Below are 14,324 nucleotides of genomic sequence, written 5' to 3'. Positions count from 1 at the left end.
GGAGGTAGTCCGCATGAAGCAAGAAGAAGTTGTCGTGCTGGGCGCGCGGGTCGCGCTCACGCGTCGGAAGGTGCGGCTGGTGTCCGGCGTGTGCACCGTAGGCCTTCGCGCCCTGCAGCAGGGTGACGTGCTCCAACCCGGGAGCCAGGTCGGTCAAGGGCTCGATGAGGCCGTTCCCAACCATCCGGGCGCCTTCGGCACCGAATGCGAAGCGCCCGTCAACGAGCGATCCTGGTCCGGTGCACTAGATCGCTGCTGCCGCTTGTTCCTTCAGAGGCTTAGCCTGCGCTGGGGGCCGGGCCAGTCGGGCGGGAATGTTGACGATCTTGCGACGCAGTGTGGCACCGCGTGCGGTGCGGTGGGGGCCTCCGGCCAGGACCGCGGCGGCGCGCAGCAGGTTGTGGGCGATGCCTGCGCACAGGATCCAGGCGGAGTTTGGCCCCGAAATGCCCGGAGGGCAGGTGCGCGAGTGGTCCGTCGATGAGGTCGGCGAAGGTCGTCTCGATGATCGCGTGGCGACGGTGGGTGATGTCGGCGTCGGCGGTCGGTTCGTCGGTGTTGTCGAAGAACGGGTGATGGCGCCACACCGGGAACAACGCGTCGAGGTGGCGGGCATCCTTGACCCGGCGCACGATCAGCCGGGCGGTGGTGGCGTCTGTCGTGGAAGCGAAAGCGGTGTGGCAGATTTCGGCGACCTCGGCATCTGATATCCACTCGCCGGTGTCGGGATCTCGTACTGCGCCGGGATAACGCACCGGGGTCCACCCATCGGCGGGTATCGAGTCGATCGCCTTCTGCACGGCGGTGTTCTTCGTCAGCACCAGCGAGAACTGGGCACCGGCTCGGCGGGCGGCACCGATGACCGCGCGGGTGCCGTAGGCCGAGTCGCCACGCACCAGGATGGTGCCGGTGACCCCTGCCGCCCGCGCGGTGGCGATCCCTTGGGCGACCATCCGCCCGGCGCCCCGCCCGGAGTTCGACTTGTCGGCGCGCAGCCGTAGCCCGGCGAGGATGACCCTGCTGTCCCTGGGTTGGGCAGCCGAATACTCTGCCGCGAACGTAGGTTTCAGCTGTCTGTGGCCAGAGACGTACATCGCGACGGCCGCAGTGTCGACCTCTCCGAACGCAGACAGGATGTTGGCCGCGTCGCGCAGTGCAGAGATCATTGCGGACTCCGCGGTCGCGTTGTTGACCAGCGCACCATTCGAAGGTCAACGGGCAGTGCTACCTGGACGTCGACGTGCTCGCTGCGAACGGGTTGCACGATTTGTCCCGTTATGGCGGCGGGCTGAATCCGATCATCGACATCTTCGTCGACCGCTGACCGTCGAGCTAGCGGGTCCAACCGCGGCGGCGCAGCCACCAGTCGCGGAACACGATTCCCCAGATCACGATCGCGAACCCGATGAGGAAAATGTCCTCAACGCGACCGACGTGGTTACCCCGGAGCATGGCGAGCATGAAGAAACCGGCCAGTACGCCGCCGATCTGGATGGCGCGGTGGTTCTGCTTCGACCAACCCCAGTTCGCCGACGGCACGTCCTCGACGTCAACGCCGGTGTGTCGTTCGACCTCGGTGTTCGCCACGGTTGCTCCTCAAGGGTCCGGTCAACTGTGCCCATTCTGGCATACGACGCTGCGTAGTTTTGGCGGAGTGCATCTCGGGGTGAAGTTCAGCGGACGGACTCGTAGCGCCGAAGCGCCTCGAGGCGCTCGGCAGCGTGGTCGACGATCGGCTCGGGATAGTCGTCGCCGCCCAACTCCGGCACCCAACGCTTGACGTAGGCGCCGTCGGGATCGAACTTGTTGCCCTGGGTCGTGGGGTTGAACACCCGGAAGTACGGCGCCGCGTCGGTGCCGCAGCCCGCCGCCCACTGCCAGCCGTGCTGATTGCTGGCCATGTCGCCATCGGTGAGCTGCTCCAGGAACCAGCGCGCCCCCCACTGCCACGGCAGATGCAGATCCTTGACGAGGAACGACGCGGTGATCATCCGGACCCGGTTGTGCATGAACCCGGTCTCCGAGAGCTGACGCATCCCAGCGTCAACGATCGGGTAGCCCGTCTGCCCTGCCTTCCACGCCTCGAAGCGCTTCGTGGCGTCGTCGTCCTCGTCCACCTCGATGCGGTCGAAGCTCTTGTTCCAGTTCCACCACGTGCTGTCGGGCCAGGCGTACACGACGTTGGCATAGAAGTCCCGAAACGCGAGCTCTCGCAGGTAGGCCTGCGCACCCTTGCCCGAGCCCAGGTCGGCGGCCATCGTGCGGGGGTGGATGGTGCCGAACTTGAGGTGCGCCGACATCCGACTGGTGCCCTCGTGATCCGGCCGATTGCGTTCGTCGGCGTAGTCGGCCAGCGTGGTGTCGACGAACTTCTTCCACTCCTTCCGGGCCGCGGCTTCACCGGCCGGACGGTCCAGTTCGGCCTCGCCGGCCGGGATGTCGACACCGCCGCCCGCGTCGGCCGGGTCGATCCAGCGTGCCGACTTCGCTCCGGTGTGCGCAGGAGCCCGCCAGCCGTGCTCCCTCCACGCCGAGTAGTACGGGGTGAAGACCTTGTAGGGCGTGCCGTCGCCCTTGGTGACCCGGCCCGGGGAAACCAGGTAGGGCGAACCGGAATCTTCGAAGGGCACGTCGTCCAACGCCTCGCGCACGGCGTTGTCGCGGCGCAGGCCGAACGGGAAGTAGTCGCCCGACACGTGGACGGATGTGGCGTCAATCATCCTGACCAGAGCTGGGATTCGGGTCTCGGCGCGGCCCTCCGTGACCAGCAGGCGGCCATCGAGACCGTCGCGCAACTCGCGCAGGGAGTCATAGAGGTACTGCAGCCTCCGAGGGCCGGCCGTCGCCTTCAATCGAGGGTCGAGCACGTAGCAGGCGAGCACCTCCTGGTCGTCCTTGGCGGCATCCAGCAGGGCGGGCAGATCGTGAAGGCGCAGGTCGCGACGAAACCACAGCAACGTTGGCATGATCCTGATCTTGCCCGAATTCCACCGTGGGAAAACGCTTGAGTGGGGCACCCTGGTGCGATGCAGTTCTGGTCGGGCACGGCGTTCATGAACACCTCGGATGCGTTGGCGGTCACGCGGATGCTCGACGAGACCGGGTTCGACGGCATGATCTGCGCCGATCACCTGATCTATCCGCGCCACCTGACGTCGCCCTATCCGTCGGGCGCCGCCGCCCCGCCGTGGGCGCCGGAGACCGGGTGGCCGGACTCTTGGGTGATGATCGGCGCGATGGCGGCCCTCACCACCCGCCTGCGATTCACCAACGCCGTCCACATCGCGCCCGCCCGGCCGCTTCTGGAGGTGGCCAAGCAGGTGGCGACCGCGGCCGTGATTTCGCAGGGCCGGGTCGCGCTGACCGTCGGCGCCGGGTGGATGCGCGAGGAATTCGAGTTGCTCGGGCAGTCGTTCGACGATCGCGGCAAGCGGCTCAACGAGATGATCCCCGCGCTGCGTGAACTCTGGCGCGGCGACTACTACGACGTGCCGGAACTGATGCTCGAACCGCATCAACCGACCCCGGTGCCGATCATGTGCGGCGGCGAGTCCGAGGCCGCCGCCCTACGCCGCGCCGCGCGGCTGTGCGACGGTTGGGTCGGCACCGCCTACGCATGGGATGACGCGGTGCCCTATGTCGCGCGCCCTGCGCCGCGAGTACGGCCGCGCCGACGAACCCTTCGAGATCATGCTCGCGCTGATGGAGGCGCCCAGCCCCGACCTCTACAAGCGGGCCGAGGGTCTCGGCGTCACGGCCGTGATGTGCGTGCCCGTGGATGGGAACGGCTGAGGGGGAGTCGGGCGAGGTCGAGCAGTTCCGCGGACCCATCGAACGCTTCGCCGAGACGGTCATCGCGAAAGTGCGCTGATCCGCTGCGACAATCCCACCATGACGCCGACCACGGACGACTACCCGCGCGACATGGTGGGGTACGGCCCGCACCCACCCGATCCGCGGTGGCCCGGCGGCGCCAACATCGCCCTCCAGTTCGTGCTCAACTACGAAGAGGGCGGCGAGAACAACGTCCTGCACGGCGACGAGTCCTCCGAGACGTTCTTGTCTGAAATCATTGGTGCGCAGCCATTTTCGAACCGGAACATGAGCATGGAGTCGCTGTACGAATACGGCTCGCGTGCGGGATTGTGGCGGGTGCTGCGGTTGTTCGACCAGCGCGATTTGCCGCTGACGATCTTCGGCGTCGCCACGGCCCTGGCGCGCAATCCGGAGGCGGTTGCCGCCTTCCGAGCCCGCGGCGACGAGATCGCCTGCCACGGCTTAAAATTGCGCAGCTACCAGCTCGTCGACGCCGAAACCGAGCGCGCCGAGCTCGCCGCGGCGGTCCGCATCATGACGGAGTTGACCGGCGAGGCGCCGCTCGGCTGGTACACCGGCAGGGACTCGCCGCAGACGCGCCAACTCGTCGTCGAGCACGGCGGCTTCCTCTACGACGCCGACTCCTACGCCGACGACCTGCCGTACTGGACCCGCGTCGCAGGCAAGGACCATCTGGTCGTGCCGTACACACTGGACACCAACGACATGAAGTACGTGTCCGCCAGCGGGTTTCCCAGCGGCAGCGACTTCTTCACCTACCTTCGCGACGCGTTCGACGTGCTGTATGCCGATGGTGCGGCGGGGGCCCCGAAGATGCTGTCGATCGGACTGCACTGCCGGCTCGTCGGTCGGCCTGCGCGCATCGCCGCACTGGGGAGATTCCTCGACCACGTGCAGTCGCACGACAAGGTGTGGATCACGCGCCGGGTCGACATCGCCAGGCACTGGGTGGAGAATTTCCCGCCGGGTGCACGAGTGGCGCTTTGTTAGCGTTGGACGATGCGCGTACTGGTGCTGATGATCGTGTCGGTCGTCGCGGTGACGTTGGTGCCAAACGCACCGCAGGCCCGCGCCGCTGATCTGACCGGCAAGGTGATCGTGCTGGACCCAGGCCACGGCGCCGCGGCCGACTGGCCGCTAAGCCGCCAGGTGCCCAATGGCCGCGGGGGAACCAAGGACTGCCAGACGACCGGCACCGCGACCGATGCCGGGTTCCCCGAGCACGTTTTCACGTGGGATGTGGCCAACCTGGTCCGAGCCCAGCTGGAGCAGCTCGGAGCCAAGACGGTAGTGACCCGCAACGACGACTCGGGATCTGCGCCCTGTGTCGACGAGCGCGCAGCCACGGCCAATGCGCAGCAGCCCGACGCAATCGTCAGCATCCACGCCGACGGCGGCCCAGCGTCCGGGCACGGCTTCCACGTCAACTATTCCGCTCCGCCCCTCTTTCCGTCGCAGGGCGAGCCGTCGATCCGACTCGCGACAGACATGCGCGATGCGCTCGCCGCGTCGGGGGTGGCCGAGTCGACCTATCTCGGATCGGAGGGACTCTATGGACGCGCTGACCTCGCGGGACTGAACCTCGCCGAGTATCCCGCTGTCCTCGTCGAGCTCGGAAACATGCGAAACGCCGATGACGCTGCTCAGATGACGACCGAGCAGGGCCGCGCCGCATGCGCCAACGCCGTCACGAAGGGGATTGCGGCGTACCTCGGCGGCTGAGATTCGATCAAACCCCTTGTGTCACAGTGGCTCCACCTGTCACAGCCGGGGGTTTCTCGTCGGTGATTCGAACTAGTGTTCGAATCATGGAAGCCAGCCCGGTGTTCGCCGCGATCGCCGAGATGCGCGCCGGGTATGCAAAGTTGGCGGCCGCGTCGGTGGACCCGCTGAGTCACCCCGAACTGCTCGCCGCACAGGACCAGTTGGAGCGCAACACACCGGAGCCGGGCACATCCATCCACCACCACCACCAGAATCACTCCCACCGTTGATCCACGATGAACCCGAGTCCGGATGCCCCGCGGCATCCGGACTTTCCGGTGTTCGGCCCAGTCGTCGGACGCGGACAGCGCAACGAGCGCGATTGCCTCGACCCCGGGCTGGTTGGGCTGTCGAGGAGCTGCCCATCACCCCGGCGCAGTTCGCCGCGGTGATCGCGACCGCGGTGGCCGACACGGCGGCGGTGGTGCGCACAAGGCAGGAGCGGTCGTGAGGGCCCGTTGATACTGAAGTGATTACTTCACCATTGATGCCAAACTATTCATAGACAGCTTCAGGGTGGGGTGGCAGCATTCGAGGGATGGCAGACAGATGGAACGCGGGAGTCATCCCCTACGCGGAGATGGGCTATTGGCGGCCGGACTACGTCCCCAAGGACTCCGACGTGCTGTGCGCCTTCCGGATCACGCCCCAGGAGGGCGTCCCCCCCGAGGAAGCCGGGGCCGCGGTCGCCGGCGAATCCAGCACCGCGACGTGGACGGTTGTGTGGACCGATCGCCTCACTACCTTCGAGCACTATCAGGCCAAGTGCTACCGGGTCGAAGCTGTCCCCAATGCGCCCGGTCAGTGGATCGCGCTGATCGCCTACGACCTTGACCTCTTCGAAGAGGGGTCGATCGCGAACCTGACCAGTTCGATCATCGGCAATGTCTTCGGGTTCAAACCGCTCAAGGCGCTGCGGCTGGAGGACATGCGTATCCCGACGCACTACGTCAAGACCTTCCAGGGCCCCGCACACGGCATCGTGACGGAGCGCGAGCACCTGAACAAGTTCGGCCGTCCGCTGCTGGGTGCCACCACCAAGCCCAAGCTGGGCCTGTCGGCACGCAACTACGGCCGCGTCGTCTACGAGGCGCTGCGCGGCGGGCTGGACTTCACCAAGGACGACGAGAACATCAACTCCCAGCCCTTCATGCGGTGGCGTGACCGGTTCCTGTTCTGCATGGAGGCCGTCAACCGGGCGCAGGCCGCGACCGGCGAGATCAAGGGCCACTACCTCAACGTCACCGCCGGAACGATGGAGCAGATGTACGAGCGGGCGGAGTTCGCCAGCGAACTCGGCTCGGTCATTGTGATGATCGACCTGACGATCGGCTACACCGCCATCCAGTCGATGGCCAAGTGGGCCCGCGACAACAGCGTCATCCTGCACCTGCACCGCGCCGGTCACGGCACCTACACCCGCCAGAAGACCCACGGCGTCAGCTTCCGGGTGATCTCGAAGTGGATGCGGCTGGCCGGCGTCGACCACATCCACGCCGGCACCGTCGTCGGCAAGCTCGAGGGCGACCCGAACACCACGGCGGGCTTCTACGACACGCTGCGGCTGGACAGCATCAAGGCCGATCCGGTCAAGGGGCTGTACTTCGACCAGGAATGGGCGTCGATGCCCGGCGTGATGCCGGTGGCTTCCGGCGGTATTCACGCCGGCCAGATGCACCAGCTCATCCACTATCTCGGCGAAGACGTGGTGCTGCAGTTCGGCGGCGGCACCATCGGGCACCCGATGGGCATCGCGTCCGGCGCTGAGGCGAACCGGGTCGCGCTGGAAGTAATGATCAAGGCCCGCAACGAGGGACGGGATTTCTTCAAGGAGGGTCCGGAGATCCTCAAGAAGGCGGCATCGCGGAACCGCGCGCTGGACACGGCGCTGGCCACCTGGGGTGACATCACCTTCAACTACGAGTCCACCGACACCCCCGACGTCGTCGCGACGCCGACCGCCAGGTAGCCGGCGTCAGCCGAAAGGAACACGGAATGCGTATCACTCAGGGCACTTTCTCCTACCTTCCCGATTTCACCGACGAGGAGATAACCGCGCAGATCAACTACGCGCTCAGTAACGGCTGGCCGCTGTCGGTGGAGTTCACCGACGATCCCCATCCGCGCAACACGTACTGGGAGATGTGGGGTCTGCCGTTGTTCGACCTCAAGGACCCCGCCGGCGTGCTGCTCGAGGTCAACGCCTGCCGGGCCGCCAACCCGAACTCCTACATCAAGCTCAACGCCTACGACGCCAGCCTGGGCCGGCAGACGACGGCGTTGTCGTTCATCGTGAACCGTCCCGCTGAAGAGCCGGGCTTCCGGCTCGACCGCGCCGAGAAGGCCAACCGGAAGATCGGCTATGCTACGCACTCCTACGCCACCGAGCGCCCCGCGGGGGATCGGTACCCCGCCGAAAAGGCATGACGAGTGTGAACTCATGACGGTCGGACACACCGAGAACCCGCGCAGCGCGTTCGGGTACCGGCCTGGTCCGGCACCCGAACCCGACGAGTCGGACCGCGACGAGGCAGACCGCGACGAGGCAGACCGCGACGTCTTGCCCCCTGACGCGGTGGTGGATCTGGCCCTTGCGCGGGAAGAGTCGGGCGTCGACCAGGTGCTGGCAAAGCTTGACGCCGAGCTTGTCGGCCTCGAGCCGGTGAAGACGCGCATCGCCGAGATCGCGGCGCTGCTGCTGGTGGACAAGATGCGGGCGCGCTACGGAGTCAGCGCGCCGCAACCCACCCTGCACATGTCGTTCACCGGAAACCCCGGCACCGGAAAGACCACGGTCGCCCTGCGGATGGCAGATCTGCTGCACCGGCTCGGCTACCTCCGACGCGGCCACCTGGTCAGCGTCACCCGCGACGACCTGGTGGGCGAATACGTCGGGCACACGGCGCCGAAGACCAAGGATGTCATCAAGCGCGCGATGGGCGGTGTGCTGTTCATCGACGAGGCCTACTACCTCTACAAAGTCGAGAACGAGCGGGATTACGGCTCCGAGGCGATCGAGATCCTGCTGCAGGTGATGGAGAACAACCGCGACGACCTCGTGGTCATCCTCGCCGGGTACGCCGACAAGATGGACCAGTTTTTCTCGGCAAACCCGGGAATGCAGAGCCGGATCGCCCACCACATCACGTTTCCGGACTACACCGTCGGCGAACTCGAGCAGATCGCCGTCCTGATGGCCGACACCCTGGGCTACACCTTCTCCGACGAGGCGCGCGTAGTGTTGCGTCAGTATCTGAACCGCAGGATCGATCAGCCGTGGTTCGCCAATGCGCGCAGTGTCCGCAACGCCCTGGAGCGCGCCCGGCTGCGGCATGCGCGGCGACTGCTGTCGGGTGAGACCGGCCCGGTCGATCTGCGGGCGCTGACCACCATCGAACCTGCCGATCTACTGGCAAGTCGGGTCTTTACCCGCGACATGGACGGCAGTAAAGAGCACACTGCTTGAACACACTTCGGGGAGCGGGGCGACATGACGACTAATGCGCGCCTGCGTGCGCTCGTCGAGTTGGCTGATGCGGGGTCCGTACGTGGCGCGGCGGAACGCCTAGTGGTCACGGAATCGTCGATCTCGTCGGCGGTCCGGGCGTTGAGCGCCGACATCGGCGTCGCGCTGGTCGACCGCCACGGCCGCGGCGTCCGGCTGACGCCGGCCGGCCGGCGTTACGTCGAGTACGCCCGCCGGATCCTCGGGCTGCATGACGAGGCGATCCTGGCGGCACGCGGGGAGGCCGACCCCGAGAACGGTTCGATCCGGCTCGCCGCCGTCACCTCGGCAGGAGAGTTGTTGATCCCCGCGGCGTTGGCGTCGTTCCGCGCCGAGCACCCCGGCGTCGTACTGCACCTCGAGGTCGCATCGCGCAATGCCATCTGGCCGATGCTGTCCCGGCACGGGGTCGACCTCGTGGTGGCCGGGCGCCCACCTGACGACCTCCGCAAGAAGGTGCGGGTGCGTGCCATCAGCCCGAACACCCTGATCGTGGTCGGGCCGCCGGATGCCGCACGTGACTTCGAGCCGGCGACGGCCACCTGGCTGCTACGCGAACCCGGCTCGGGCACCCGGGCGACGACCACCGCGCTGCTCGACGAACTGGACATCGCCCCGCCCAAGCTGGTCCTCGGCTCGCACGGCGCCGTTGTCTCCGCGACCGTGGCGGGGCTTGGCGTCACCTTGGTCTCCCGGCAGGCGGTGCGCCGCCAGCTCGCCGCGGGTGTGCTGGTGGAGCTGCCGGTTCCGGGCACGCCGATGAACCGCCCTTGGCATGTGGTCAGCCAGATCACCCCCACGATGTCGACCGAGCTGCTGATCGACCATCTGGTGTCGCAGCCCGAACTCGGGTGGCGGGCGGTCAACGCGATCCGGGGTCGGGCGGCTTCCTGACCGCTCAGCGAGCGGAGAGTTCGGCTTTGCGGCGCTCCAGCAGTCGCAACACCATCGGCGTGAAGATCAGCTGCATCGCCAGATCCATCTTCCCGCCGGGGCACACAATGGTGTTCGCGCGCGACATGAACGAGTCATGCAGCATCGCAAGCAGATACGGAAAGTCAATGCCGTGCGAATCGCGAAATCGGATGATGAGCATCGATTCGCCGGCCGTCGGAATACTTCTGGCGACAAAGGGATTCGATGTATCGACCACGGGAACCCGCTGGAAGTTGACGTCGGTATGGGAGAACTGGGTGCACATGTAGTTCACGTAATCGGGCATCCGGCGCAGGATCGTGTCGGTGACCGCTTCGGAGGTGTAGCCGCGGGCCACCTTGTCCCGGTTCAGCTTCTGGATCCACTCCAGGTTGATCACCGGCACCACCCCGATGCGCAGGTCGGCATGCTTGGCGACGTCTACCTCGTCGGTGACGATCGCGCCGTGCAGGCCCTCGTAGAACAGCATGTCGGTACCCTCGGGAAGCGCCTCCCAGGTGGTGAACGTCCCCGGTTCCTGCCGGTACGGCTCCGCCTCCTCCTCGTCGTGCAGATAGCGGCGGATCTTGCCGGTCCCCGTCTTGCCATAGGACTCGAACAGGTCCCGGAGCTCATCGAACAGGTTCGCCTCGGGCCCGAAGTGGCTGAAGGTGTGGTTGCCGCGCGCGTGGGCATCGGCGATCGCGGCCTTCATCTCGGCCCGGTCGAAGCGGTGGAAGCTGTCGCCTTCCACGAAGGCCACATTCATCCCCTCGCGCCGGAAGATCTGCTCGAATGTGCGCATAACCGAGGTGGTTCCGGCCCCCGAGGATCCGGTGACCGAAATGATGGGATGCAGGCGGGACATGCCACTCCTCCTTCGTTCAGCCGATCGGCGAACGAAACAACCCGCGGGTGCCGTACAACGGCGAGTCGTCCGCGCGGTCGTTGTTCTCGCGGTGGTATTCCTCGATCCGCTCCACCTCCTCGGCGGCCCCGAAGATGAACGGCACGCGTTGATGAAGGCTGCGCGGTACGACGTCGAGCATGCGGGCACGGCCGGTGCTGGCCAGGCCGTCCGCCTGCTCGATCAGGAACGCCATCGGGTTGGCCTCGTACAGCAGTCGCAACCGGCCCGGATCGGCGAGGCCCTTCGAGTCGCGGGGATAGAGGAAGACGCCGCCCCGGGTGAGGATGCGGTGCGTCTCGGCTACCAGCGACGCCACCCACCGCATGTTGAAGTCCTTGCGCCGCGGCCCGGTTGGGCCGGCCAGGCACTCGTCGATGTAGCGCTGCACGGCCGGTTCCCAGAATCGCCGGTTCGACGCGTTGATGGCGAACTCGGTTGCGGCCCGGGGGATCCGGACCGAAGAGCGGGTGAGGAAGAACTCGCCCAGACCCGGATCGAGCGTGAAGGCATGCACGCCGGTTCCGACGGTGAGCACGAGCATCGTCGAGGGTCCGTAGATCGCGTAGCCGGCACACACCTGTTCCGAACCGGGCTGCAGGAAGTGCGCCAGGTCTGGGTCCGTGCCGGGGTTGGGCGCCCGGAGGATGGAGAAGATGCTGCCGACGGAGACGTTGACGTCGATACTGGACGATCCGTCGAGCGGGTCGAAGATCAGCAGGTATTTGCCCCGCGGATACTGCGCGGGCAGCAGGTAGTGCTCCTCGAGTTCTTCCGACGCCATACCGGCGACCTGTCCGCCCCATTCGTTGGTACGCAGGAAATACTCGTTGGCCAGCACATCGAGCTTCTGCTGGACCCGGCCCTGCACGTTCACGACGTCCGTGGAACCGGGGGCACCACCCAGTTCGCCCCGAGCCACCCGGTTCGAGATCGCCTTGCATGCCAGCGCCACGTCGAGAATCAGGGCATTGAGGTCACCGCTCGCGCTCGGATGGCGACGTCGCTCCTCGATGAGGAACTGCACCAGCGTGGTGTGGTGGACGAGCATGAGAGTCCTACCTCGAAGTTTGGCGGTGCGTCACGCACACCTTCACCGACGCCGGATACATCAAGCTACCTTTTGTTCCCCAGGTGTAGGACACGAATCGGGCACACTACCTGCAGTTCGACTGTCATTCCTCACCACCACCAAGACCACTTGCACGGTTGATTCGTAACTCGTTTCGGCCGGCCAGCAGACCAGACCGCGTCTGCGCGGCCTGCGGATCCCATCCTGCGGTTAGGGCGCGGTCCGGCCATCCCCCTTGCGTCGCCGTTGATGCCGCGATCGTGGTGGACCCACTCAGCCCGCTTGATGGCCCAGACGACCACCCACTTGCCCGGCTTGCCGTCGGGCATCTTCTTCTGACCGGGGCGGACGTTCTGCAGATACAGCGATTTGAGCGCGGCGCGGAACTTGTTCTGACTCATCCCCTTGCCGGTGTTGTTCGACTCGGCCCACTTGGTCCAGACCCGGTACAGCGCGGACAGGTCCACGAAGTCCTCGGAGCCGCCCAGCTCGCAGCAGTCGCCGACCAACGTCCGAACTGTCTAGGACAGCTCCGCCATGTCGGCGTGCAGCTCGTCGGCGCGGGCGCTGTGGGTGAAAACTCCGCCCGCCGCGTTGAGCAAGGCGAGACCGTTTGCTGGCGTGTCACCCTCGCCGGGGCGGCGCGTGGCGCTATAGCCCCGTACACCGTTTGTCGACGGCGACGCTGCGAATGGATCCCGCCACCGCACCTCGACTCGGGGCAAGCCCGCACCAATGGCTATCACCACCCCGAACGCATGCTCGTCGACCCCGACGAGCCCGAGGGCTAATGGGGTTATGCGGGGTCGAACCGGAACATCGCCAATCGCCCTGCCAGCGCTTCGAATTCATCGGGTGTGCCCTCGGTGACGAGGCCACTGCGCTTGGCGAACCCGACGCCCACCGGCACCTTCACGGCGAACGCTCGCAGTACCGGCTTGGACTCGTCGGGGGACAGTTCGACGATTCTGACCGGTCGAGACCGGCGGCCGCGGGTGAGCGTTCCCAGTCCGGCCGCGCGCGCATTGGCCGCCCAGTCCGCACCTGGATAACCCGCGACGGTGTAGAACCCGCCGTCGTGGTCGAACGGTGTCATCGGCGTGCTGCGGGTTTGGCCGGACCTGCGGCCGGGGACGGTGAGCACCATCGACGGTCCCGCGGGTATGCCGAGCCTCTGCACGGTAGTCAAGAGTTTGTTCATGGGCTTGAGCCATCGAGGTGGGCGGATGTCCGACATGACCTGTCTCCCTTGCTAATCGGTGAAGTGGTTGCGGTGCTCGGACACCCATTGCGCGAACGTGCGGGCCGGACGCTCGAGGATTTCCTCGACGTCGTGGGTCACCAGCGCAGGTCGGTCGACCCTCGCTGCCAGAAGCGCCATGTAGGCGTCGGCGAATTCGGCCGGAAAGCCGATGCCCAGGAAGTGTTGCCGCACGACGTCTTCCGGCGCCTCCAGGTATGTCAGCTCGCGGCCGAGGATGGCACCCATGACGTCGATGAGTTCGGTGTTGGTAAGGGCCTGCGGTCCGGTCGGTGGAACTCGCCGGCCCACCAGATCATCGGTGAGCAGTGCGCGGGCGGCGACGGCGGCGATGTCACCGTCGGCGATCGGTGCGGTCGATGCTGACGCGTAGGGCCCGCAGACGACGTCGCCGGCGCGAATCTGGGATGCCCACATGCCTGCGAAATTCGACGCGAACACGCTGGGGCGCAGGCTGACCCAGTCCAGACCCGAATCGACGGCGAGCTGTTCGCACTCTCGGTTTCTGTCGCCGCGGAAGCGTGACGGCTGCCGGGAGAAGTCGTCGTCGGCGTTGATGGCCGACAGGGCGACCAGTCGCGTCACGCCCGCCACGCATGCCGCGGCGACCGTCGCCTCCAGTTCGCCGCCGAGCGCTCTGGAGTTGAGGAAGACTGCGTCCCCCCTGAGAGCGCGTCGAGCGCGGACTCGAACGGCGCGACGCCACGTGGGAAGGTGGCGGAAGGCTGACGGGTGACGGCTCGCACCTGGATGCCTGCCTCGGCGAGTTCGGTGACGAGCGGTCCGCCGACGTTGCCGGTCGCTCCGGTCACGACGACGGTGAATCTCGCGTACCAGATGCTCGGCGATGTCGGGGAGGCCGAGGAAGCCGCAGGAGGCGTTCCTGCGGCTGTCCCGCACCGAGCCAAACGAGATCGACGAGGTGCGCGGCTGGTTGACCGTCGTCGCTGTGCGGCTGAGCCTGGATCAACTGAGGTCTGCGCGCGTCCGGCTCGAGACGAAGATGGCGCCCGAGCAGGAATCCGCCCTCGTCGAGGTCGACGTCGCCACTGATCCCGCCGAC

14 protein-coding genes and 5 pseudogenes are annotated in these 14,324 nt (G+C 66.6%); 10 read left to right on the top strand and 9 right to left on the bottom strand.

Annotated features, from left to right (window positions below):
• The 4 genes and pseudogenes from VET27_RS25480 to VET27_RS25465 form a co-directional block, all read right to left on the bottom strand.
• A pseudogene (locus tag VET27_RS25480) lies at positions 1-184 on the bottom strand (hypothetical protein); the annotation flags it as partial.
• An 87-nt stretch (positions 185-271) separates the two neighbouring features.
• Positions 272-1,010: pseudogene (locus VET27_RS25475) on the bottom strand (transposase); the annotation flags it as partial.
• Between the two features lie 322 nt (positions 1,011-1,332).
• Entirely contained in the window at positions 1,333-1,587 is a 255-nt protein-coding gene (locus VET27_RS25470) for a DUF2631 domain-containing protein (RefSeq protein WP_526522670.1), read from the bottom strand.
• 86 nt (positions 1,588-1,673) lie between these two features.
• Positions 1,674-2,966, bottom strand: a complete 1,293-nt coding sequence (locus VET27_RS25465) for a cryptochrome/photolyase family protein (RefSeq protein WP_526522668.1) — start codon at positions 2,964-2,966, stop codon at positions 1,674-1,676.
• A 60-nt stretch (positions 2,967-3,026) separates the two neighbouring features.
• Between VET27_RS25465 and VET27_RS25460 the strand changes: the two are divergent.
• The 9 genes and pseudogenes from VET27_RS25460 to VET27_RS25420 all read left to right on the top strand — a co-directional run bounded on the left by VET27_RS25460 (position 3,027) and on the right by VET27_RS25420 (position 10,000).
• Positions 3,027-3,871 (top strand): annotated as a pseudogene (locus VET27_RS25460) (LLM class flavin-dependent oxidoreductase).
• A 20-nt stretch (positions 3,872-3,891) separates the two neighbouring features.
• Positions 3,892-4,827: an allantoinase PuuE gene (puuE, locus tag VET27_RS25455; protein WP_526522666.1), complete on the top strand. Its 936-nt coding sequence runs from the start codon at positions 3,892-3,894 to the stop codon at positions 4,825-4,827.
• Between the two features lie 9 nt (positions 4,828-4,836).
• Positions 4,837-5,559: an Rv3717 family N-acetylmuramoyl-L-alanine amidase gene (locus tag VET27_RS25450; RefSeq protein ID WP_526522664.1), complete on the top strand. Its 723-nt coding sequence runs from the start codon at positions 4,837-4,839 to the stop codon at positions 5,557-5,559.
• An 86-nt stretch (positions 5,560-5,645) separates the two neighbouring features.
• The gene (locus VET27_RS25445; RefSeq protein ID WP_526522662.1) at positions 5,646-5,831 is read left to right on the top strand and encodes a hypothetical protein; all 186 of its coding nucleotides are present in this window, start codon (positions 5,646-5,648) and stop codon (positions 5,829-5,831) included.
• Positions 5,832-5,923: 92 nt separating this feature from the next.
• Entirely contained in the window at positions 5,924-6,052 is a 129-nt protein-coding gene (locus tag VET27_RS25440) for a hypothetical protein (protein WP_526522660.1), read from the top strand.
• A gap of 87 nt (positions 6,053-6,139) precedes the next feature.
• Positions 6,140-7,570, top strand: coding sequence for a form I ribulose bisphosphate carboxylase large subunit (locus tag VET27_RS25435; RefSeq protein WP_526522659.1), 1,431 nt, complete (start codon positions 6,140-6,142; stop codon positions 7,568-7,570).
• Between the two features lie 26 nt (positions 7,571-7,596).
• The gene (locus VET27_RS25430; protein WP_526522657.1) at positions 7,597-8,028 is read left to right on the top strand and encodes a ribulose bisphosphate carboxylase small subunit; all 432 of its coding nucleotides are present in this window, start codon (positions 7,597-7,599) and stop codon (positions 8,026-8,028) included.
• A 13-nt stretch (positions 8,029-8,041) separates the two neighbouring features.
• Complete coding sequence (gene cbbX, locus VET27_RS25425; protein WP_526522655.1) at positions 8,042-9,067, top strand: CbbX protein; 1,026 nt, start codon at positions 8,042-8,044, stop codon at positions 9,065-9,067.
• 24 nt (positions 9,068-9,091) lie between these two features.
• Positions 9,092-10,000, top strand: coding sequence for a LysR family transcriptional regulator (locus tag VET27_RS25420; RefSeq protein WP_526522653.1), 909 nt, complete (start codon positions 9,092-9,094; stop codon positions 9,998-10,000).
• 4 nt (positions 10,001-10,004) lie between these two features.
• Here VET27_RS25420 and VET27_RS25415 read toward each other — a convergent pair whose 3' ends face one another.
• The 5 genes and pseudogenes from VET27_RS25415 to VET27_RS25395 all read right to left on the bottom strand — a co-directional run bounded on the left by VET27_RS25415 (position 10,005) and on the right by VET27_RS25395 (position 14,100).
• Positions 10,005-10,889, bottom strand: a complete 885-nt coding sequence (locus VET27_RS25415; protein WP_526522651.1) for a phosphoribulokinase — start codon at positions 10,887-10,889, stop codon at positions 10,005-10,007.
• 16 nt (positions 10,890-10,905) lie between these two features.
• Positions 10,906-11,979 (bottom strand): class 1 fructose-bisphosphatase, encoded by a 1,074-nt coding sequence (locus tag VET27_RS25410; protein WP_526522649.1) that lies wholly within the window; start codon positions 11,977-11,979, stop codon positions 10,906-10,908.
• Positions 11,980-12,110: 131 nt separating this feature from the next.
• Positions 12,111-12,509: a hypothetical protein gene (locus VET27_RS25405; RefSeq protein ID WP_526522647.1), complete on the bottom strand. Its 399-nt coding sequence runs from the start codon at positions 12,507-12,509 to the stop codon at positions 12,111-12,113.
• 287 nt (positions 12,510-12,796) lie between these two features.
• On the bottom strand, positions 12,797-13,237 hold the full coding sequence (locus VET27_RS25400) for a nitroreductase family deazaflavin-dependent oxidoreductase (RefSeq protein WP_526522645.1): 441 nt from the start codon (positions 13,235-13,237) through the stop codon (positions 12,797-12,799).
• Between the two features lie 15 nt (positions 13,238-13,252).
• A pseudogene (locus VET27_RS25395) lies at positions 13,253-14,100 on the bottom strand (NAD(P)H-binding protein).
• On the opposite strand from VET27_RS25395, the pseudogene VET27_RS25390 reads away from it, so the two are divergent.
• A pseudogene (locus VET27_RS25390) lies at positions 14,099-14,324 on the top strand (sigma factor); the annotation flags it as partial. The pseudogenes VET27_RS25395 and VET27_RS25390 overlap by 2 nt on opposite strands.

The organism is Mycobacterium sp. (assembly GCF_035633495.1).
Taxonomy (GTDB): Bacteria; Actinomycetota; Actinomycetes; order Mycobacteriales; family Mycobacteriaceae; genus Mycobacterium.
This window is presented reverse-complemented; position numbering and strand designations above follow the sequence as displayed.